We start from the raw sequence: 17552 nt of genomic DNA on the forward strand, positions 1-17552 counted from the left end.
TCCGCAAGGGGCCTTTTTTGTTTCTGAAACTTTATTCAAACACTTGTTTGAATTGTCACCCTATGCCATAGTTCTCACTCATCCGTCCAGTTTAGGAGACTAGCATGAGTCTGTATCAGGCCCCCCTCAATGATATTAACTTTAACCTGTTTGATGTTTGGCAATTGGATCAGTACTGGCAACAGCAGCCACAGTTACAGGAGTTAATCGAGGTTGATACAGCGAAAGCTATCCTTGAAGAAGCGGCAAAAATTTGTGAGCAACAGCTGGCACCCTTTAGTAAGCTCGCTGATCAGCAGGGAGCCAAACTTAACGAGGGTAAAGTTACTGTACCAGAGCATTACCATAATGCTTACCAGAGCCTTAGCGAAGGCGGTTGGACCGGTTTAAGCGGCGATCCTGAGTACGGTGGCATGGGGATGCCCAAGGCCTTGTCGATGATGGTCGATGAAATGCTCTGTAGTGCAGATATCGCGTTTTCACTTTACCCTGGACTGACTGCCGGCGCTTGTGTTGCGTTACTGCAACATGCAGATGATGCGACCAAAGCACTATACCTGCCAAAACTCTATAGCGGTGAATGGTCGGGTACTATGTGTCTGACCGAAGCCCATGCCGGCTCAGATCTGGGCATTATGCGTACTACGGCTAAGCCGGCAGCGGATGGCAGCTATCGAATTAGCGGTAGCAAAATCTTTATCACCGCCGGTGAACATGATCTTACCCGCAACATTATCCACCTGGTGCTGGCCAAATTACCGGACGCTCCAGCAGGCAGTAAGGGTATCTCCCTATTTCTGGTGCCGAAGTTTTTACTCAACGTAAACGGAGATCCGGCCGATCGCAATAACGTCAGTGTCGGCTCTATCGAACACAAAATGGGTATTAATGGCTCGGCAACCTGTGTGCTGAATTTTGATGGCGCTACCGGTTATCTGATTGGTGAACCCCACCGCGGTTTGGCCTGTATGTTTACCATGATGAATTACGAGCGGTTGTCGATGGGTAGCCAGGGATTGGGAGCGGCAGAACGCGCTTACCAAAATGCGTTGGCCTACGCTAAAGACCGTTTACAGGGGCGAACCGTTGGGCGCGACCCCAATACAGCGGATCCTATCCTTGGACATCCGGATGTCAGAAGGATGTTACTGAATATTAAAGCCATTAATGAAGCTGGCCGTACCTTCGCAACCTGGGTAGCCAGTTTGCTCGACAAAGCCAAATACGACAACTGTAAAGTATCGGCCGATCGTGCCAACTTGCTAACGCCTATTACTAAGGCCTTTATGACCGACCGTGGTTTAGAGGCCTGCGTCACCGCACAGCAAGTATTCGGCGGCCACGGCTACGTTAAAGAGTGGGGTATGGAGCAACTGGTGCGGGATGTACGGATTGCCCAGATTTATGAGGGGACAAATGGTATACAGGCGCTGGATTTTGCCCTGCGCAAAGTAGCGGCCGATCAGGGCGGCGTGCTGCAGCAGCTGTTGACAGAGATCCATACCGAGGTCAGTACGCAGCCCAATGCCGCTTCTGAACTACTGTTAACTGTCGTGGCTCAGTTACAGGGTTGTGTTACAGCTCAGCTGGCAAAGGATACGACGCAACAGGCGCTGGATGCCTGTGATCTGCTGGATGCGGTAGGCTATGTACTCTATGGTTATATGTGGTACAAGAATCTAGTAGCGTTGGATAACGAAAAACATAGCGCCGATTTTATTGCCGCTAAACAAGGTGCGGCACACTGGTATCTGCGTCGGGTAATGCCAAAAGTGCAGGCATTGTTTTCCCAGCTGAGCGCCGATGGCAGCGCCGCGCTGCAACTGACAGACGATCAGTTCTAAGATGTGATTGGTCATACTATTGATCGTTTTATAATCAATGCTTGCAATATCGGCTTGGGTGTATATAATACGCCGCCAGTCGATATGATTCTGGCTGGTACGAACACCGGTAAGTCCTGTTAGGCAGCGTGTTTGTTTATAAGCTCCCGATTGGGGAGCACTTGAAACTAGGTGCATAGGCAAAGCCAAAATGGCTGCTTGCTTATGTTTATTTTTGCTCTTTTTGCTCTTTGAGGCTTTGATACAATGAGTAATCAAAGGATACGCATCCGTCTGAAAGCGTTCGATCACCGCTTGATCGATCAGTCAACTATGGAAATCGTTGACACAGCTAAGCGTACTGGCGCCCAGGTTCGTGGTCCAATTCCACTGCCAACACGTCAGGAACGTTTTACTGTTCTGATTTCTCCTCACGTCAATAAAGATGCGCGTGACCAGTACGAAATCCGTACTCACAAGCGTTTAATCGACATCGTGGAACCAACTGAAAAAACAGTTGATGCGCTGATGCGTTTAGATCTGCCAGCTGGCGTTGACGTTCAAATCAGCCTGGGCTAATCAGACAGGTTTTTAGAGAGGTTTAGGAAATGGCTATCGGTCTTATCGGTCGTAAAGTGGGTATGACTCGCGTCTTCACAGAAGATGGCGTTTCTATCCCAGTAACCGTAATCGAAGCAACACCAAACCGCGTTACTGCTGTTAAAACTGAAGAAGTTAACGGTTATAACGCGCTGCAAGTAACTACTGGTGCAGTTAAGGCAAGCCGCCTGAACAAACCAGACGCAGGTTTCTTTGCAAAAGTCGGTGTAGAGGCGGGTCGTGGTCTGTGGGAATTCCGCCTGCAGAATGACGAAGGCGCTGACATCACTGTTGGTAGCGAGATTACTGTCGAAATTTTCGCAGAAACAAAGAAAGTAGATGTAGTAGGTACATCTAAGGGTAAAGGTTTTGCTGGCGCGATCAAGCGCTGGAACTTCCGTGCCCAGGATGCTACGCACGGTAACTCCTTATCACACCGTGCCCCTGGTTCAATTGGTCAAAACCAATCACCAGGTAAAGTATTCAAAGGTAAGAAAATGGCTGGTCACTTAGGTAACGAGCGCGTCACCGTGCAATCGTTAGAAGTGGTTCGTGTTGATGCAGAGCGTAACCTGCTGTTAGTAAAAGGCGCAGTGCCTGGTGCTATCGGTGGTGACGTGATCGTTAAACCAGCTGTTAAAAGCTAACGTCTGAGGAGAGAAGTGATGGAATTAGCATTACGAGACGCTCAAGGCGTTCTTGAAGTTTCCGAAGCTACCTTTGGACGTGAGTTTAACGAAGCTCTGGTACATCAGGTAGTCGTTGCTTATGCAGCTGGCGCCCGTCAGGGTACCCGTGCGCAACTGACCCGTTCAGAAGTACGTGGTGGCGGCAAGAAGCCATGGCGTCAAAAAGGTACTGGCCGTGCTCGTGCTGGTACAATCCGCAGCCCAATTTGGCGCAGCGGTGGTGTGACTTTTGCTGCTAAGCCGCAGGATCACAGCCAAAAAGTTAACCGTAAAATGTATCGCGGTGCGATTCAAAGCATCCTGTCTGAATTAGTTCGTCAGGAGCGCTTAATTGTTGTTGAGAACTTTGGCGTTGAATCACCAAAGACTAAAGACTTAACAGCAAAACTGAAAGCGATGGATTTAAAAGACGTTCTGATCGTAACTAACGAAGTAGACGAGAACCTGTTCCTGTCTGCCCGTAACCTGTACAAGGTTGACGTACGTGACGTACACGGTATCGATCCGGTCAGCTTAATCGCATTCGACAAAGTGTTAATGACTGCTGCTGCAGTTAAACAACTTGAGGAGCTGTTAGCATGATCCGTGAAGAACGTTTACTGAAAGTGATTCTGGCTCCGCACGTTTCTGAAAAGAGCACTAACGCGGCAGAAAAACACAACACTATCGTTTTCAAAGTGGCCACTACTTCTACTAAAGCTGATATTAAAGCTGCCGTAGAAAAACTGTTTGAAACAGAAGTAGTAGGTGTTCGTACTGTTAACGTTAAGGGTAAGACCAAGCGCACTGGTATGCGCATGGGCAAGCGTAGCGACTGGAAAAAGGCCTACGTCACTCTTAAAGAAGGCAGCGAAATCGATTTTGTTGGCGGCGCTGAGTAAGAAGAGGAGTTAGGAAATGGCACTTGTTAAGTGTAAACCTACGTCACCAGGTCGTCGCCACGTATTAAAAGTGGTTAACCCTGACCTGTACAAAGGCAAGCCTTATGCACCTTTGTTAGAGAAGAACGTTAAGACTGGTGGTCGTAACAACAACGGTCGTATCACTACCCGTCATATCGGTGGTGGTCATAAACAGCATTACCGCGTTGTTGACTTCAAACGCACTAAAGACGGTATTCCGGCTAAAGTAGAGCGTTTAGAGTACGATCCAAACCGTACCGCTAACATTGCATTAGTATTGTATGCAGACGGTGAACGTCGTTACATCCTGGCACCGAAAGGTCTGAAAGCAGGTGATGCGGTGGTTTCTGGTGTTGATGCACCAATCAAACCAGCCAACACCTTACCACTGCGGAATATTCCAGTGGGCCAGGTAGTACATAACATCGAAATGAAACCAGGTAAAGGTGGTCAGCTGGCTCGTTCAGCAGGCGCTTTCGCTCAGATCCTGGCTCGTGACGGTGAGTATGTAACTCTGCGTCTGCGTAGCGGCGAAGTACGTAAAGTATTAGCTGACTGCCGTGCAACCATCGGTGAAATCGGTAATGCCGAACACATGTTACGTCAGTACGGTAAAGCGGGCGCAATGCGCTGGCGCGGTATCCGTCCTACCGTACGTGGTGTGGTAATGAACCCGGTAGATCACCCGCACGGTGGTGGTGAAGGTAAAACTTCAGGTGGTCGTCACCCAGTTACACCTTGGGGCGTACCAACTAAAGGTTACAAGACTCGTTCAAACAAGCGTACTGATAAACTGATCGTACGTCGTCGTGATAAATAATTTGTGAGGAATTGCCATGCCACGTTCTCTCAAGAAAGGTCCATTTATCGACCTTCACTTGCTGAAGAAGGTAGAGAAAGCGTTGGAAAGCGGTGACAAGAAGCCTATTAAGACTTGGAGCCGTCGTTCAATGATCATACCTGATATGATCGGTTTGACCATCGCTGTCCATAATGGTCGTCAACATGTACCTGTGTTCGTCTCAGAAGAGATGATTGGTCACAAGTTAGGTGAATTTGCACCTACTCGTACCTATCGTGGTCATGCCGCCGACAAAAAGGCCAAGAAGCGTTAAGGGGTAAATAATGCAAGCATTAGCGAAACACAAATTTGCCCGTTCTTCTGCTCAAAAAACTCGTCTGGTTGCTGACCAGGTGCGTGGTTTGCCAGTAGATAAGGCGCTGAACGTACTGACTTACAGCCCGAAAAAAGCTGCTGAGTTAGTTAAAAAGGTTCTTTTATCAGCCATTGCCAACGCTGAGCACAATGAAGGCGCGGATATCGACACGCTGAAAGTTAAGACCATCTTCGTTGATGAAGGTCCGTCTATGAAGCGTATCAAACCACGTGCTAAAGGTCGTGCTGATCGTATCGTCAAGCGTACTAGCCACATTACTGTGGTTGTAGCTGATAACTAGGAGTGAGAAATGGGACAGAAAGTACATCCTAATGGTATTCGCCTAGGTATCACTAAGCCATGGAGCTCAACCTGGTTCGCGAATACAAAAGACTTCCCGGATTTCCTGAACGGTGACTACAAAGTTCGTCAGTACCTGACTAAAGAACTGAAAGCTGCCTCAGTAAGCCGGATTGATATTGAACGTCCTGCGAAAAGCATCCGTGTGACTATCCACACTGCTCGTCCAGGCGTGATCATCGGTAAAAAAGGTGAAGACGTTGAGAAGATCCGTAAGCAAGTAGCCGCTATCGCTGGCGTACCTGCTCAGATCAATATCTCTGAGATCCGTAAGCCAGAGCTGGACGCGAAATTAGTTGCTGATTCAATCAGCAGCCAGTTAGAGCGTCGCGTAATGTTCCGTCGTGCGATGAAGCGCGCGGTACAAAACGCTATGCGGATTGGTGCTAAAGGTATCAAGGTTCAAGTAAGCGGCCGTTTAGGCGGTGCTGAAATTGCCCGTGATGAATGGTACCGCGAAGGTCGTGTGCCACTGCACACCCTGCGTGCCGACATCGATTACAATACCTCAGAAGCACTGACTACTTACGGTATCATTGGTGTGAAAGTGTGGATTTTCAAAGGTGAGATCTTAGGTGGTCTGCCTCTGCAAAATAACGCCAACAACGCCAACAATAACAACCAGCCTAAAGCGCCGAAAAAACCGGCTCGTAAGGCTAAGTAGGGGTATTGAGCGATGTTGCAACCAAAACGTACAAAATTCCGGAAAGTGCACAAAGGCCGTAACCGCGGTTTATCACTGGTAGGTGATAAAGTTAGCTTCGGTACTTTCGCACTGAAATCTGTAGAGCGTGGTCAACTGACTTCACGTCAAATTGAATCTGCACGTCGTGCTATGACGCGGGCTGTTAAGCGTGTTGGTAAGATCTGGATCCGTGTGTTCCCGGACAAACCAATTACTGCTAAGCCGCTTGAAGTACGTATGGGTAGTGGTAAAGGTTCTGTTGAGTACTGGGTATGCCAGATTAAACCTGGCAAAGTACTGTACGAAATGGACGGTGTGTCTGAAGAGTTAGCGCGCCACGCGTTCTCACTGGCTGCTGCTAAGCTGCCATTTAAGACAACCTTTGTAACGCGGACGGTAATGTGATGAAAGCCAGCGAATTGAAAACCAAAAGTGTTGAAGAGTTAAACACTGAATTATTAGGTCTGTTACGTGAGCAGTTTAACCTGCGCATGCAAGCAGCTACTGGTCAGTTAGCTCAGACTCACTTATTGAAGCAGGTGCGTCGTGATATCGCGCGCGTTAAGACCATCTTAACCGAGAAGGCAGGTGCGTAATGACCGAAACTAATATCCGTACACTGCAAGGTAAAGTGATCAGCAACAAGATGGATAAATCTATCACCGTTGCGATCGAGCGTCAGGTGAAACACCCAATTTATGGTAAGTTCATCAAGCGCACCACCAAGCTGCACGTACATGACGAAAACAATCAGTGTAAAGAAGGCGACGTAGTCACTATTCGTGAGTGCCGTCCACTTTCTAAGACTAAGTCTTGGACTCTGGTTGCTGTAGTTGAAACAGCTGCTGAGTAAATCTCAGTAAACTGGAAACGGCTCCCTTGGGAGCCGTTTTTGTTTTTACAGACAGTGATTTTGAAGTGGCGGTACAGCATTGACCAAGCCGAATTGTTTTTATTTTAAACTACCACTTTTCAATAACTGCTGTTATAATCACGCGCCCTTCCTTTAGGGAGGGTTTTTATTATCGTAAGCAGCGTAATCCGAGAGGGTTACATAGTAGAGTAGCGGAGCACTAAGATGATCCAGATGCAATCTATGCTGGAAGTCGCAGACAACAGCGGCGCGCGCAGCGTAATGTGTATTAAGGTCTTAGGTGGTTCGCATCGCCGTTATGCTGCAATTGGTGACGTCATCAAAGTTACTGTGAAAGAAGCAATTCCTCGCGGTAAAGTGAAAAAAGGTGATGTTCTGAATGCAGTGGTGGTGCGTACAGCTAAAGGCGTACGTCGTCAGGACGGGTCATTAATCCGTTTTGATCGTAATGCAGCAGTGTTGTTAAACAACAAGCTGGAACCGATCGGCACCCGTATTTTCGGGCCTGTTACACGTGAACTTCGTGGTGATAAATTCATGAAGATCGTGTCTCTGGCACCAGAAGTACTGTAAGGAGTCAGCATGGCTAGCAAAATCCGTCGTGATGACGAGGTAATTGTTCTTACTGGTAAGGACAAAGGTAAGCGCGGCAAAGTGACTAAAGTTTTAGTTTCTGAAAACCGTGTTTATGTTTCAGGCGTGAATCTGGTTAAAAAGCACCAGAAACCTGTTCCGGCTATTAACCAGCCAGGCGGTATCGTCGAGAAAGAAGCCTCAATTCATGTTTCAAACGTAGCGATTTTTAACCCTAAAACGGGTAAAGCTGATCGCGTAGGTTTCCGTTTTGAAGATGGCAAAAAAGTCCGTTTCTTCAAATCGAATAACGAAGTAATTTAATTGCTATTGGAGTAATACGATGGCGAAACTGCATGAGATTTACAAAGACACCGTAGTCCCAGAACTGATGAAACAGTTCGGCTACACCAGCGTCATGCAAGTCCCTCGGATTGAAAAAATCACACTCAACATGGGTGTGGGTGAGGCCGTAGCTGACAAAAAGATCCTTGAGAACGCGGTAGCTGATTTAACAGCTATCTCTGGCCAAAAGCCATTAGTGACCAAGGCTCGTAAGTCGGTAGCAAGCTTCAAAATCCGTCAAGGCTACCCTATTGGCGCAAAAGTGACCCTGCGCGGCGAGCGTATGTGGGATTTCTTAGAGCGTTTAGTCTCTATCGCTATCCCGCGTATCCGTGACTTCCGTGGCGTAAGCTCGAAGTCATTCGATGGCCGTGGTAACTACAGTATGGGCGTACGTGAGCAAATCATTTTCCCTGAAATCGATTACGATAAAGTAGATGCAGTACGTGGTTTAGATATCACTATTACTACAACTGCTCGTAGCGATGACGAGGGTCGTGCATTACTTGCCGCGTTCAACTTCCCGTTCAAGAAATAAGGTGTAGGGTCATGGCAAAACAATCAATGAAAGCACGTGAATTAAAGCGTGCACAACTGGTAGCCAAGTTCGCTGCTAAGCGTCATGAACTGAGAGATCTGATTGCTAATCCGGCCACTTCTGATGAAGACCGTTGGGCTGCAGTTCTTAAGTTACAGACGTTGCCGCGTGATTCAAGCCCATCACGTCAACGTAATCGTTGCCGTGTAACAGGTCGTCCACACGGTTATCTGCGCAAGTTCGGTATGAGCCGTATCAAGGTTCGTGAAGCTGCAATGCGCGGTGAAATTCCTGGCCTTCGTAAGGCTAGCTGGTAAGAATCACGGGAGTAACGAGCTATGAGTTTGCAAGATCCAGTAGCGGATATGTTTACTCGCATCCGTAACGGCCAAGCGGCTAACAAAGTTGCGGTTAAAATGCCTTCTTCAAAACTGAAGACGGCAATTGCGAAAGTATTAAAAGACGAAGGTTACATCGCCGATTTCGCGGTATCTGGTGACGTTAAGCCAGAGCTGGAAGTGACATTAAAGTACTTCCAGGGCAAATCTGTAATTGAAACTATCGATCGTGTTAGTCGTCCAGGCCTGCGAATCTATAAGAAGAGCGGCGAATTACCAAAAGTAATGGGCGGTTTAGGTGTGGCCATCGTGTCAACATCTAAAGGACTAATGACTGACCGTGCTGCGCGCAAGGTTGGTATCGGTGGCGAAATCATCGGCTACGTAGCGTAACGGAGGTAGTAATCTATGTCTCGTGTTGCTAAGGCCCCAGTCACTCTGCCAGCAGGCGTTTCTGTAACGCAAACTGGTCAGGTAGTGGCACTGAAGGGTAAAAACGGCGAGTTAACATTAAATGTTAACCCAGCGGTTGAGATCGTTGTTGATGGTAACGTACTGCGTACTGTACCACGCGAAGGTTTCGAAAACGCTAACGCACAAGCGGGTACTGCCCGTGCACTGTTGAACAGCATGGTTATCGGTGTAACTGACGGTTTCACCCAGAAGCTGGAATTAGTCGGTGTAGGTTACCGTGCTAAAGCTGAAGGCAAGGTATTAAACCTGAGCCTGGGCTTCTCGCATCCGGTAGCGTTTGAGGTACCAGCAGGTATCACAATCGAAACACCTACTCAGACCGAGATCCTGGTTAAAGGCGCTGATAAGCAGTTAGTTGGTCAGGTATCTGCCAACATCCGGGCATATCGTAAACCAGAGCCTTACAAAGGCAAGGGTGTACGTTATGCGAATGAAAACGTGCGTCGTAAAGAAGCGAAGAAAAAGTAAGGTAGGACGATGGATAAGAAACTTGCTCGTCTGCGTCGTGCCAAACGCGTCCGCAGAAATATTATCGAACAAGGTGCGAATCGCCTGGTGGTACACCGTACCCCACGTCACATCTACGCTCAGCTTATCGCACCAAATGCTGAAGTGATTGCAGCTGCTTCTACCGTAGAAGCCTCTATTGCAGAGTCACTGAAGTACACTGGTAACGTAGAAGCGGCCAAGGCTGTAGGTAAAGCGATCGCCGAACGTGCAGTAGCCAAAGGCGTTACTGCTTGTGCTTTTGACCGTAGCGGTTTCCGCTACCATGGTCGCGTGCAGGCGTTAGCAGACGCAGCGCGTGAAGCCGGTCTTCAGTTCTAGGAGTAGCTCATGGCTAACGAAGAAGTTAAACAACAATCTGACTTACAAGAGAAGCTTGTTGCTGTTAACCGCGTGTCAAAAGTGGTAAAAGGTGGTCGTATTTTCAGCTTCACCGCTCTGACTGTGGTAGGCGATGGCAATGGCCGTGTTGGTTTCGGTTATGGTAAAGCGCGTGAAGTTCCAGCTGCAATTCAAAAGGCAATGGAAAAAGCCCGCCGCAACATGACTCAGGTTGAATTAAATGGTAACACACTGCACCACCCAACTAAGGGTGTGCACTCAGGTTCGAATGTTTATATGCAGCCAGCTGCAGAAGGTACAGGTTTGATCGCCGGTGGTGCTATGCGTGCCGTGCTGGAAGTCGCCGGTATCCAGAACATTCTGTCTAAGTGTTACGGTTCAACCAACCCAATTAACGTAGTTCGCGCCACTATCAACGCGCTGGCGGCTGTCAAGTCACCAGCTCAGGTAGCGGCAAAACGCGGTTTACGCGTTGACGATATTCTGGGGTAATTTGCCATGGCGAAGAAAACAATTAAAGTCACCCAAGTGAAGTCTAGCATCGGTCGTTTACCGAAGCACAAGGCTTCATTACTGGGTCTGGGTTTACGTCGTATCGGTCACACCGTTGAAGTTGAAGATACTCCTTCAGTTCGCGGTATGATCAACGCCGTTTACTACATGGTTAAAGTGGAGGAGTAACAGATGTTATTAAATACTCTTGCTCCAGCACCAGGTGCCAAGAAAGAAAAGCGCCGTCTGGGCCGTGGTATCGGTTCTGGCTTAGGTAAAACCGGTGGCCGTGGTCACAAAGGTTTAAAATCACGCTCTGGCGGTAAAGTACGTCCAGGTTTCGAAGGCGGTCAAATGCCTCTGAAGCAGCGTTTACCTAAGTTCGGTTTCACTTCTCTGAAATCTCTGGTTTCTGCTGAAGTACGTTTACACGAAATCGCTGCTGTTAATGGTGATGTGGTAGATTTAGCCTCTTTAATGGAAGCTAACATCATTGCCCGCACTGTGAAGTTCGCTAAAGTTGTGCTGTCTGGCGAGATCACTCGTCCAGTAACCGTTAAAGGTTTAGGCGTAACTAAAGGCGCGCGTGCAGCTATCGAAGCCGCTGGCGGTAAAGTCGAAGAATAATAAGGATAGTACGCAATGGCTAAACCAGGTTCGGACTCAAGAGCAGCAAAAGGTGGATTCAGTGAGCTGAAATCTCGCCTGTTGTTTGTGCTTTTAGCCATAATCGTATTTCGATTAGGGTCCTTTGTGCCAATTCCTGGAATTGACGCCACCGTGCTAGCTCAGTTATTCGAGCAACAAAGAGGCACCATCGTTGAAATGTTTAACATGTTCAGCGGTGGTGCACTTGAGCGTGCTTCTGTGTTTGCGTTAGGTATTATGCCTTACATTTCAGCCTCAATCATTGTGCAGTTGTTGACGGTAATGCATCCGGCAATGGCTGAACTGAAGAAAGAGGGTGAAGCTGGCAAGCGCAAAATTAACCAGTACACACGCTACGGTACCTTAGCATTAGCGATCTTACAGTCTATTGGTATAGCTACTGGCTTACCCAATATGATGCCAGGGTTAGTGATTAACCCAGGCTTTGCATTTTACTTTACCGCGGTAATCAGCTTGGTTACCGGTACCATGTTCTTGATGTGGTTAGGTGAGCAAATTACAGAGCGCGGCATTGGTAACGGTATTTCGCTGCTAATTTTCACCGGTATTGTTGCTGGCTTCCCGTCTGCCATTGGTCAGACGATTGAGCAGGCACGTCAGGGCGATTTGCACTTTTTACTGTTAGTAGCGATTGGCGTGATCGTCATTGCGATTACCTGGTTCGTAGTGTTCTTTGAACGCGGCCAGCGTCGTATAGTGGTTAACTACGCAAAGCGTCAGCAAGGCCGTCAGGTATTTGCCGCGCAAAGCAGCCATTTACCGTTAAAGGTCAATATGGCCGGTGTTATTCCACCGATCTTTGCCTCTAGCATTATTCTGTTCCCTGGCACTATTGCCAGTTGGTTCGGTTCAGGTGAAGGTATGCTAGCGAATTTCCTTCAGGAACTCTCGCTGACATTATCTCCGGGACAACCGCTGTACATGATGTTATACTCAGCAGCGATTATTTTCTTCTGTTTCTTCTATACAGCGTTGGTGTTCAATCCACGCGATACAGCTGACAACCTGAAGAAGTCCGGTGCCTTTATTCCTGGTATCCGTCCTGGTGAACAGACATCAAAATACATTGATAAAGTGATGACACGGTTAACCCTTGCTGGTGCCCTGTACATTACCTTTATTTGTTTGGTTCCTGAGTTCATGATGGTAGCGTGGAACGTACAGTTCTACTTTGGCGGTACATCATTACTGATTATCGTTGTTGTTATCATGGATTTCATGGCACAGGTACAGACCCATCTGATGTCGCATCAGTATGATTCTGTGCTGAAAAAGGCAAATCTTAAAGGCATAGGCCGTTAAGATATTTTGCGGAGTTAAGTTATGAAAGTACGAGCTTCCGTTAAGAAGATCTGCCGTAACTGCAAAGTGATCAAACGTAATAACGTCGTTCGCGTAATTTGCAGTGAGCCGAAGCACAAACAACGCCAAGGTTAATAGCAGAAAATTACGATAAGGCGGGCTGAACTTTAGTTTAGCCCCTTTATTGTTTGCAATATGAGCGCCATTTGAGTATCCTTACGGGCTTTTCAAATTGGCACCTTTTAATTTCAGATAGGAGAACGTTAGTGGCCCGTATCGCTGGCATTAACATCCCCGATAATAAACATGCAGTGATTTCACTGACTTATGTTTATGGTATCGGTAAGACCCGTGCAAAGGCTATTTTAGCTGCAGTGGGCATCGAAGAGTCAACCAAGATTGCGACCTTAAGTGACGCACAGTTAGACTCTTTACGTGACGAAGTTGCAAAATACACCGTTGAAGGTGACTTGCGTCGTGAAATCACATTAAACATTAAGCGTTTAATGGACCTGGGTTGCTACCGTGGCCTGCGCCACCGTCGTAGTCTGCCGGTTCGTGGTCAGCGCACTAAGACTAATGCGCGTACCCGCAAGGGCCCACGTAAAGCGATTAAGAAATAAGGTGATTCAACATGGCTAAAGCACCAGTTCGTACTCGTAAACGGGTAAAAAAGCAAGTTTCAGATGGTATGGCTCATATCCATGCTTCTTTCAACAACACCATTGTGACGATCACTGATCGTCAGGGCAATGCACTGTGCTGGGCAACAGCTGGTGGTTCAGGTTTCCGTGGTTCACGTAAATCTACACCATTCGCTGCTCAGGTAGCTGCAGAGCGTGCAGGTGCTGCTGCACAAGAATATGGTCTGAAAAACCTTGAAGTCTTTGTGAATGGCCCAGGCCCAGGTCGTGAATCAGCGATTCGCGCACTGAATGCCGCTGGTTACAAAATCACAAATATCACCGACGTGACGCCAATTCCGCATAACGGTTGCCGTCCACCTAAAAAACGTCGCGTGTAATCACAGCGCTTCACGGATTATTGGAGAAAGAAGATGGCAAGATATTTGGGTCCTAAGCTCAAACTAAGTCGTCGCGAAGGTACAGATCTGTTCCTGAAGAGCGGCGTGAGAGCAATCGATTCAAAGTGTAACTTAACTACAGCTCCTGGTCAGCATGGTGCCCGTCGTGGCCGTCTGTCAGACTACGGTTTACAGTTACGCGAGAAGCAAAAAGTACGTCGTATTTATGGCGTATTAGAAAAGCAGTTCCGTAATTACTACAAAGAAGCTGCTCGTTTGAAAGGTAATACCGGTGAAAACCTGTTAGCGTTGTTAGAGTCTCGCTTGGACAACGTGGTATACCGGATGGGTCTGGCCAGCACTCGTGCCGAAGCACGTCAGCTGGTAAGCCACAAAGCAATCATGTTAGATGGTCGCGTGGTGAATGTTCCATCACATACTGTATTACCTGAACAAGTTGTAGCTGTGCGTGAAAAAGCGAAGAAGCAAGCCCGTATCGGTGCTGCTTTAGAGCTGGCTGCGCAACGCGAAAAGCCAACTTGGATTGAAGTAGATATGACTAAGCTGGAAGGCGTATTCAAACGTCTGCCTGAGCGTTCAGATCTGTCTGCGGACATCAACGAACAGTTAATCGTCGAGCTTTACTCTAAGTAAAGCTAATTGTTAAGAGAGGATATATGCAGGGTTCTGTCACCGAATTCCTTAAGCCGAGATTAGTTGGTATCGAAAGGATCAACCCAACTCGTGCCAAAGTTACTTTGGAACCACTTGAGCGCGGTTTCGGGCATACCTTGGGCAACGCGTTACGTCGTATTCTGTTATCGTCTATGCCAGGTTGTGCAGTGACTGAAGTAGAGATCGACGGCGTGCTCCATGAGTACAGTGCCAAAGAAGGTGTACAGGAAGATATCATTGATATCCTTCTGAACCTGAAAGGCCTTGCCGTACGCCTGGAAGACAAAGATGAAGTCACCCTGACTTTAACGAAAAAAGGTGCCGGCCCTGTAATCGCTGGAGATATCCAGCGTGGCGACGGTGTGGTAATCGTTAATCCTGATCACGTTATCTGCAACCTGACTGGCGAAACTGAATTCAGTATGCGTCTGAAAGTTGAGCGTGGTCGTGGTTATGTGCCTGCATCAGCTCGTTTTTCCTCAGACGATGACGAACGTCCAATTGGGCGTCTGTTGCTGGATGCGTCTTTCAGCCCGGTAGAGCGTATTGCTTACACCGTTGAAGCCGCTCGGGTTGAACAGCGTACCGACCTGGACAAACTGATTATCGACATGGAAACCAACGGCACTGTTGAGCCAGAGGAAGCCATTCGTCGCGCAGCAACAATTCTGGCTGAACAGCTGGAGTTCTTTGTTGAGCTGCGTGATAAGAGTGAGCCAGAGAAACGTGAAGAGAAGCCGGAGTTTGATCCGATTCTGTTACGGCCGGTCGATGATTTAGAACTAACAGTTCGTTCTGCTAACTGCTTGAAGGCAGAGCAGATTCAGTACATCGGTGATCTGGTGCAACGTACCGAGGTTGAGTTGTTGAAAACACCTAACCTGGGTAAGAAGTCACTTACCGAAATCAAAGACGTGCTGGCATCACGCGGTTTATCTCTGGGCATGCGCCTGGAAAACTGGCCGCCAGCTAGTTTGGTAAATAAAGACTAACCAGATACCAGTTCCTGGTTTAGTGAGAAGGAATAGATCATGCGCCATCGCAAGAGTGGTCGTCAATTAAATCGGAACAGCAGCCACCGTACTGCAATGTTCCGCAACATGGCAAGCTCGTTGGTGAAGCACGAAATCATCAAAACGACTTTGCCAAAAGCTAAAGAGTTACGTCGTGTGATCGAGCCATTGATCACTTTGGCTAAGAACGACAGCGTTGCAAACCGCCGTCTGGCTTTCGCCCGTACTCGTGATAAAGAAGTAGTAGGTTTACTGTTCAATGTTTTAGGCCCGCGTTACAACGCGCGTCCAGGTGGTTACACTCGTATCCTGAAGTGTGGCTTCCGTACTGGTGACAATGCACCTATGGCTTATATTGAGTTAGTAGATCGTCCGGAAACGGCGCTGCCAGTTGAAGAAACTGCAGCTGAGTAATCGCTGACTTTAAATTGAAAAACCGGGCTTAACGCCCGGTTTTTTTATTTCTTTTGCTTAGAACAATTCGCCGCGTTCTGACCTGATAAATATTTATGCTACTGTTACCCTGAATCCAAACTTTTAATCAGGCGGAATCTATAGATGAAATTTGTCTTTAGTCTGTTATTTGCAGTAGTAACCTATCCGGTGGCTGTGGCTGCAGAGCAAGATCCCTGTCGTTATTTAGTCGCCGCCGGAAGTTGTCAACCACTACAGCCGTTGTTGGTTGAGCGGTTACAGCAGTCGTCGTTGCTTAACCAGGTGTTTAGCGATAGTGAACAGTATCAGCTGCAGATCCTATATACGCGAATCGAGAAGCCAATAAACCCAAATGAGCCGCCAAAGCTTCATTACTATCACTATCGACTGGACCCGGCACGCTACTTCTATCCGGCGAGTACTGTAAAGCTACCCTTAGCAGCATTAGCGTTACAATGGTTACACGAGCAAAACAGGCCCGAGCTAACTTTAGCGACGACTATGCTGACAGACAGTCAGCGCTCACCGCAAACAACGGCACATACTGACGAAACCAGCGAAAGCGGCTTGCCCAGCATCGGACACTATATAAAGAAGATATTACTGGTGAGTGATAATGATGGCAGTAATCGATTGTATGAGTTACTAGGTCAGCAATATATTAACCAGCAACTGCTCGCGAAGGGGTTAAATAATACCATTATCAACCACCGCCTTAGTGTGCCATTTACTGACGATGACAATCGCTATTTTAATCCGGTACGTTTTATCGATGCAGAAGGCCGGACGCTGTTGGCATTACCTGAGCGACAGATTGGGGAATCCTATAGCAACCCGGATCAACCGAAACTAGGCAAAGCTTATTATCAGCGCGGAGAGCTAATTCAGCAGCCAATGGACTTTACCTTGAAGAACCGGCAATCTTTAATTGATTTTGACGGGGTGGTGAAGCGAATCGTTATGCCGCAGCTGTTTGCAGAGCAACAACGTTTTAATATTAGCGAATCACAGCGCCAGTTTTTATTAGAGCATATGCGGAAGTTACCAAGACAAAGCAAGTATCCGGCTTTCCCGGAAGCGGAATATCCCGATACCTACGTAAAGTACTTCTTAAAAGGTGACGCACAGCAACGGCTGCCTGAATATATTCACTACCATAATAAAAATGGCCAAGCTTATGGCCACGTTATTGATGGCGCCTATGTAGAAGATACCAAACATGGGATCGCGTTCTTTCTCACCGCGATCCTCTACACCAATGCTAATCAGATCCTTAACGACGATACCTATGAGACAGATACTATAGGCCAGCCGTTCTTGCGGGAGCTGGGGACTTTGCTGTATCAGTACGAGTTAAGCCAACGTCAGCAAGCCGGCCATCACTAGCCGCAGATGTTTGCAGCAGCAAGGTTGACGGTATTTTCAACGGATCGTGTAAAAGATCGCCGGCAGCAATAAGGATCGTCTAAAAAACATCCGAACGATCCTCTTTTATGAAAAAAGATCTTGAACAAGTTTTCCGGATCTCTATAATGCGCATCCACAGACGGGGACAACGGCAACGAACTTCAAGTCTGAAAGAATCCTGAGGCAAGTGCCTCGCTTCGTAAGACGAAGCACGCTCTTTAACAATAAGCAATCAATTATCTGTGTGGGCACTTATGATGGTTTCGAAATGAAATTAATCAGAAAGTGACCAAGTAAAATTAGTCAGTGACTGAGCGCCACTTTGTTG

Annotated in this window: 30 protein-coding genes; all 30 read left to right on the forward strand. The window is 47.6% G+C overall.

The window, feature by feature from the left end; genetic code table 11:
- The first annotated feature begins 104 nt into the window (after nucleotides 1-104).
- The 30 genes from AAY72_RS03055 (at nucleotide 105) to AAY72_RS03195 (ending at nucleotide 17203) form a co-directional block, all read left to right on the forward strand.
- Nucleotides 105-1844, forward strand: a complete 1740-nt coding sequence (locus AAY72_RS03055) for an acyl-CoA dehydrogenase (RefSeq protein WP_057785554.1) — start codon at nucleotides 105-107, stop codon at nucleotides 1842-1844.
- A 246-nt stretch (nucleotides 1845-2090) separates the two neighbouring features.
- Nucleotides 2091-2402, forward strand: coding sequence for a 30S ribosomal protein S10 (gene rpsJ / locus AAY72_RS03060; protein WP_008899121.1), 312 nt, complete (start codon nucleotides 2091-2093; stop codon nucleotides 2400-2402).
- A gap of 29 nt (nucleotides 2403-2431) precedes the next feature.
- On the forward strand, nucleotides 2432-3070 hold the full coding sequence (gene rplC / locus AAY72_RS03065) for a 50S ribosomal protein L3 (RefSeq protein ID WP_008985229.1): 639 nt from the start codon (nucleotides 2432-2434) through the stop codon (nucleotides 3068-3070).
- 18 nt (nucleotides 3071-3088) lie between these two features.
- A complete protein-coding gene (gene rplD / locus AAY72_RS03070; protein WP_008985230.1) occupies nucleotides 3089-3694 on the forward strand; it encodes a 50S ribosomal protein L4 in 606 nt (201 codons plus the stop codon).
- Entirely contained in the window at nucleotides 3691-3993 is a 303-nt protein-coding gene (rplW, locus tag AAY72_RS03075; RefSeq protein ID WP_008609593.1) for a 50S ribosomal protein L23, read from the forward strand. Before rplD ends, rplW begins: the two co-directional genes overlap by 4 nt.
- Nucleotides 3994-4009: 16 nt before the next feature.
- Complete coding sequence (gene rplB / locus AAY72_RS03080; protein ID WP_008609592.1) at nucleotides 4010-4834, forward strand: 50S ribosomal protein L2; 825 nt, start codon at nucleotides 4010-4012, stop codon at nucleotides 4832-4834.
- 16 nt (nucleotides 4835-4850) lie between these two features.
- Complete coding sequence (rpsS, locus tag AAY72_RS03085) at nucleotides 4851-5129, forward strand: 30S ribosomal protein S19 (protein ID WP_008950795.1); 279 nt, start codon at nucleotides 4851-4853, stop codon at nucleotides 5127-5129.
- A 10-nt stretch (nucleotides 5130-5139) separates the two neighbouring features.
- The gene (gene rplV / locus AAY72_RS03090) at nucleotides 5140-5472 is read left to right on the forward strand and encodes a 50S ribosomal protein L22 (RefSeq protein ID WP_008224490.1); all 333 of its coding nucleotides are present in this window, start codon (nucleotides 5140-5142) and stop codon (nucleotides 5470-5472) included.
- 9 nt (nucleotides 5473-5481) lie between these two features.
- On the forward strand, nucleotides 5482-6195 hold the full coding sequence (gene rpsC, locus AAY72_RS03095; RefSeq protein ID WP_008609590.1) for a 30S ribosomal protein S3: 714 nt from the start codon (nucleotides 5482-5484) through the stop codon (nucleotides 6193-6195).
- Between the two features lie 12 nt (nucleotides 6196-6207).
- Complete coding sequence (gene rplP, locus AAY72_RS03100) at nucleotides 6208-6621, forward strand: 50S ribosomal protein L16 (RefSeq protein ID WP_008609589.1); 414 nt, start codon at nucleotides 6208-6210, stop codon at nucleotides 6619-6621.
- Nucleotides 6621-6812, forward strand: coding sequence for a 50S ribosomal protein L29 (gene rpmC / locus AAY72_RS03105; RefSeq protein ID WP_008609588.1), 192 nt, complete (start codon nucleotides 6621-6623; stop codon nucleotides 6810-6812). Before rplP ends, rpmC begins: the two co-directional genes overlap by 1 nt.
- Nucleotides 6812-7069, forward strand: a complete 258-nt coding sequence (rpsQ, locus tag AAY72_RS03110) for a 30S ribosomal protein S17 (protein ID WP_008609587.1) — start codon at nucleotides 6812-6814, stop codon at nucleotides 7067-7069. The genes rpmC and rpsQ overlap by 1 nt, the downstream gene beginning before the upstream one ends.
- Nucleotides 7070-7294: 225 nt before the next feature.
- Nucleotides 7295-7663, forward strand: coding sequence for a 50S ribosomal protein L14 (gene rplN, locus AAY72_RS03115; RefSeq protein WP_008224481.1), 369 nt, complete (start codon nucleotides 7295-7297; stop codon nucleotides 7661-7663).
- Nucleotides 7664-7672: 9 nt separating this feature from the next.
- Nucleotides 7673-7987, forward strand: coding sequence for a 50S ribosomal protein L24 (gene rplX / locus AAY72_RS03120; protein WP_008609586.1), 315 nt, complete (start codon nucleotides 7673-7675; stop codon nucleotides 7985-7987).
- A 19-nt stretch (nucleotides 7988-8006) separates the two neighbouring features.
- Nucleotides 8007-8546 (forward strand): 50S ribosomal protein L5, encoded by a 540-nt coding sequence (gene rplE, locus AAY72_RS03125; protein WP_008609585.1) that lies wholly within the window; start codon nucleotides 8007-8009, stop codon nucleotides 8544-8546.
- A gap of 11 nt (nucleotides 8547-8557) precedes the next feature.
- Nucleotides 8558-8863, forward strand: coding sequence for a 30S ribosomal protein S14 (gene rpsN / locus AAY72_RS03130; RefSeq protein WP_008609583.1), 306 nt, complete (start codon nucleotides 8558-8560; stop codon nucleotides 8861-8863).
- Nucleotides 8864-8884: 21 nt separating this feature from the next.
- Nucleotides 8885-9277: a 30S ribosomal protein S8 gene (gene rpsH / locus AAY72_RS03135; protein ID WP_008609582.1), complete on the forward strand. Its 393-nt coding sequence runs from the start codon at nucleotides 8885-8887 to the stop codon at nucleotides 9275-9277.
- Between the two features lie 15 nt (nucleotides 9278-9292).
- Nucleotides 9293-9826 carry a 50S ribosomal protein L6 gene (gene rplF / locus AAY72_RS03140; protein ID WP_008985231.1) on the forward strand — a complete coding sequence of 178 codons (534 nt, stop codon included), beginning with the start codon at nucleotides 9293-9295 and terminating at the stop codon, nucleotides 9824-9826.
- A gap of 9 nt (nucleotides 9827-9835) precedes the next feature.
- On the forward strand, nucleotides 9836-10186 hold the full coding sequence (gene rplR, locus AAY72_RS03145; protein WP_008609579.1) for a 50S ribosomal protein L18: 351 nt from the start codon (nucleotides 9836-9838) through the stop codon (nucleotides 10184-10186).
- Nucleotides 10187-10195: 9 nt separating this feature from the next.
- Entirely contained in the window at nucleotides 10196-10699 is a 504-nt protein-coding gene (gene rpsE, locus AAY72_RS03150) for a 30S ribosomal protein S5 (protein WP_008985232.1), read from the forward strand.
- A gap of 6 nt (nucleotides 10700-10705) precedes the next feature.
- A complete protein-coding gene (gene rpmD / locus AAY72_RS03155; protein ID WP_008609577.1) occupies nucleotides 10706-10888 on the forward strand; it encodes a 50S ribosomal protein L30 in 183 nt (60 codons plus the stop codon).
- Nucleotides 10889-10891: 3 nt separating this feature from the next.
- Nucleotides 10892-11326 carry a 50S ribosomal protein L15 gene (gene rplO / locus AAY72_RS03160; protein ID WP_008950798.1) on the forward strand — a complete coding sequence of 145 codons (435 nt, stop codon included), beginning with the start codon at nucleotides 10892-10894 and terminating at the stop codon, nucleotides 11324-11326.
- A 15-nt stretch (nucleotides 11327-11341) separates the two neighbouring features.
- A complete protein-coding gene (gene secY, locus AAY72_RS03165; protein WP_008985233.1) occupies nucleotides 11342-12670 on the forward strand; it encodes a preprotein translocase subunit SecY in 1329 nt (442 codons plus the stop codon).
- A gap of 21 nt (nucleotides 12671-12691) precedes the next feature.
- On the forward strand, nucleotides 12692-12805 hold the full coding sequence (rpmJ, locus tag AAY72_RS16440; RefSeq protein WP_008950799.1) for a 50S ribosomal protein L36: 114 nt from the start codon (nucleotides 12692-12694) through the stop codon (nucleotides 12803-12805).
- A gap of 131 nt (nucleotides 12806-12936) precedes the next feature.
- On the forward strand, nucleotides 12937-13293 hold the full coding sequence (gene rpsM, locus AAY72_RS03170; RefSeq protein WP_008609574.1) for a 30S ribosomal protein S13: 357 nt from the start codon (nucleotides 12937-12939) through the stop codon (nucleotides 13291-13293).
- Nucleotides 13294-13304: 11 nt separating this feature from the next.
- The gene (rpsK, locus tag AAY72_RS03175; protein WP_008609573.1) at nucleotides 13305-13694 is read left to right on the forward strand and encodes a 30S ribosomal protein S11; all 390 of its coding nucleotides are present in this window, start codon (nucleotides 13305-13307) and stop codon (nucleotides 13692-13694) included.
- 33 nt (nucleotides 13695-13727) lie between these two features.
- Nucleotides 13728-14348, forward strand: a complete 621-nt coding sequence (gene rpsD, locus AAY72_RS03180) for a 30S ribosomal protein S4 (protein ID WP_008985234.1) — start codon at nucleotides 13728-13730, stop codon at nucleotides 14346-14348.
- A gap of 23 nt (nucleotides 14349-14371) precedes the next feature.
- A complete protein-coding gene (gene rpoA / locus AAY72_RS03185; RefSeq protein ID WP_008985235.1) occupies nucleotides 14372-15361 on the forward strand; it encodes a DNA-directed RNA polymerase subunit alpha in 990 nt (329 codons plus the stop codon).
- A gap of 39 nt (nucleotides 15362-15400) precedes the next feature.
- Nucleotides 15401-15796 (forward strand): 50S ribosomal protein L17, encoded by a 396-nt coding sequence (gene rplQ / locus AAY72_RS03190; RefSeq protein WP_008609570.1) that lies wholly within the window; start codon nucleotides 15401-15403, stop codon nucleotides 15794-15796.
- Between the two features lie 144 nt (nucleotides 15797-15940).
- A complete protein-coding gene (locus tag AAY72_RS03195) occupies nucleotides 15941-17203 on the forward strand; it encodes a serine hydrolase (RefSeq protein WP_057785555.1) in 1263 nt (420 codons plus the stop codon).
- The last annotated feature ends 349 nt before the right edge of the window (nucleotides 17204-17552 follow it).

It is taken from the genome of Alishewanella sp. WH16-1 (assembly GCF_001441695.1).
GTDB lineage: Bacteria > Pseudomonadota > Gammaproteobacteria > Enterobacterales > Alteromonadaceae > Alishewanella > Alishewanella agri.

Excerpts from the sequence above, each read along its gene's own strand:
- AAY72_RS03055 (WP_057785554.1), top strand. The coding sequence starts at position 105 with ATGAGTCTGTATCAGGCCCCCCTCAATGATATTAACTTTAACCTGTTT.
- rpsJ (WP_008899121.1), top strand. The coding sequence starts at position 2,091 with ATGAGTAATCAAAGGATACGCATCCGTCTGAAAGCGTTCGATCACCGC.
- rplC (WP_008985229.1), top strand. The coding sequence starts at position 2,432 with ATGGCTATCGGTCTTATCGGTCGTAAAGTGGGTATGACTCGCGTCTTC.
- rplD (WP_008985230.1), top strand. The coding sequence starts at position 3,089 with ATGGAATTAGCATTACGAGACGCTCAAGGCGTTCTTGAAGTTTCCGAA.
- rplW (WP_008609593.1), top strand. The coding sequence starts at position 3,691 with ATGATCCGTGAAGAACGTTTACTGAAAGTGATTCTGGCTCCGCACGTT.
- rplB (WP_008609592.1), top strand. The coding sequence starts at position 4,010 with ATGGCACTTGTTAAGTGTAAACCTACGTCACCAGGTCGTCGCCACGTA.
- rpsS (WP_008950795.1), top strand. The coding sequence starts at position 4,851 with ATGCCACGTTCTCTCAAGAAAGGTCCATTTATCGACCTTCACTTGCTG.
- rplV (WP_008224490.1), top strand. The coding sequence starts at position 5,140 with ATGCAAGCATTAGCGAAACACAAATTTGCCCGTTCTTCTGCTCAAAAA.
- rpsC (WP_008609590.1), top strand. The coding sequence starts at position 5,482 with ATGGGACAGAAAGTACATCCTAATGGTATTCGCCTAGGTATCACTAAG.
- rplP (WP_008609589.1), top strand. The coding sequence starts at position 6,208 with ATGTTGCAACCAAAACGTACAAAATTCCGGAAAGTGCACAAAGGCCGT.
- rpmC (WP_008609588.1), top strand. The coding sequence starts at position 6,621 with ATGAAAGCCAGCGAATTGAAAACCAAAAGTGTTGAAGAGTTAAACACT.
- rpsQ (WP_008609587.1), top strand. The coding sequence starts at position 6,812 with ATGACCGAAACTAATATCCGTACACTGCAAGGTAAAGTGATCAGCAAC.
- rplN (WP_008224481.1), top strand. The coding sequence starts at position 7,295 with ATGATCCAGATGCAATCTATGCTGGAAGTCGCAGACAACAGCGGCGCG.
- rplX (WP_008609586.1), top strand. The coding sequence starts at position 7,673 with ATGGCTAGCAAAATCCGTCGTGATGACGAGGTAATTGTTCTTACTGGT.
- rplE (WP_008609585.1), top strand. The coding sequence starts at position 8,007 with ATGGCGAAACTGCATGAGATTTACAAAGACACCGTAGTCCCAGAACTG.
- rpsN (WP_008609583.1), top strand. The coding sequence starts at position 8,558 with ATGGCAAAACAATCAATGAAAGCACGTGAATTAAAGCGTGCACAACTG.
- rpsH (WP_008609582.1), top strand. The coding sequence starts at position 8,885 with ATGAGTTTGCAAGATCCAGTAGCGGATATGTTTACTCGCATCCGTAAC.
- rplF (WP_008985231.1), top strand. The coding sequence starts at position 9,293 with ATGTCTCGTGTTGCTAAGGCCCCAGTCACTCTGCCAGCAGGCGTTTCT.
- rplR (WP_008609579.1), top strand. The coding sequence starts at position 9,836 with ATGGATAAGAAACTTGCTCGTCTGCGTCGTGCCAAACGCGTCCGCAGA.
- rpsE (WP_008985232.1), top strand. The coding sequence starts at position 10,196 with ATGGCTAACGAAGAAGTTAAACAACAATCTGACTTACAAGAGAAGCTT.
- rpmD (WP_008609577.1), top strand. The coding sequence starts at position 10,706 with ATGGCGAAGAAAACAATTAAAGTCACCCAAGTGAAGTCTAGCATCGGT.
- rplO (WP_008950798.1), top strand. The coding sequence starts at position 10,892 with ATGTTATTAAATACTCTTGCTCCAGCACCAGGTGCCAAGAAAGAAAAG.
- secY (WP_008985233.1), top strand. The coding sequence starts at position 11,342 with ATGGCTAAACCAGGTTCGGACTCAAGAGCAGCAAAAGGTGGATTCAGT.
- rpmJ (WP_008950799.1), top strand. The coding sequence starts at position 12,692 with ATGAAAGTACGAGCTTCCGTTAAGAAGATCTGCCGTAACTGCAAAGTG.
- rpsK (WP_008609573.1), top strand. The coding sequence starts at position 13,305 with ATGGCTAAAGCACCAGTTCGTACTCGTAAACGGGTAAAAAAGCAAGTT.
- rpsD (WP_008985234.1), top strand. The coding sequence starts at position 13,728 with ATGGCAAGATATTTGGGTCCTAAGCTCAAACTAAGTCGTCGCGAAGGT.
- rpoA (WP_008985235.1), top strand. The coding sequence starts at position 14,372 with ATGCAGGGTTCTGTCACCGAATTCCTTAAGCCGAGATTAGTTGGTATC.
- rplQ (WP_008609570.1), top strand. The coding sequence starts at position 15,401 with ATGCGCCATCGCAAGAGTGGTCGTCAATTAAATCGGAACAGCAGCCAC.
- AAY72_RS03195 (WP_057785555.1), top strand. The coding sequence starts at position 15,941 with ATGAAATTTGTCTTTAGTCTGTTATTTGCAGTAGTAACCTATCCGGTG.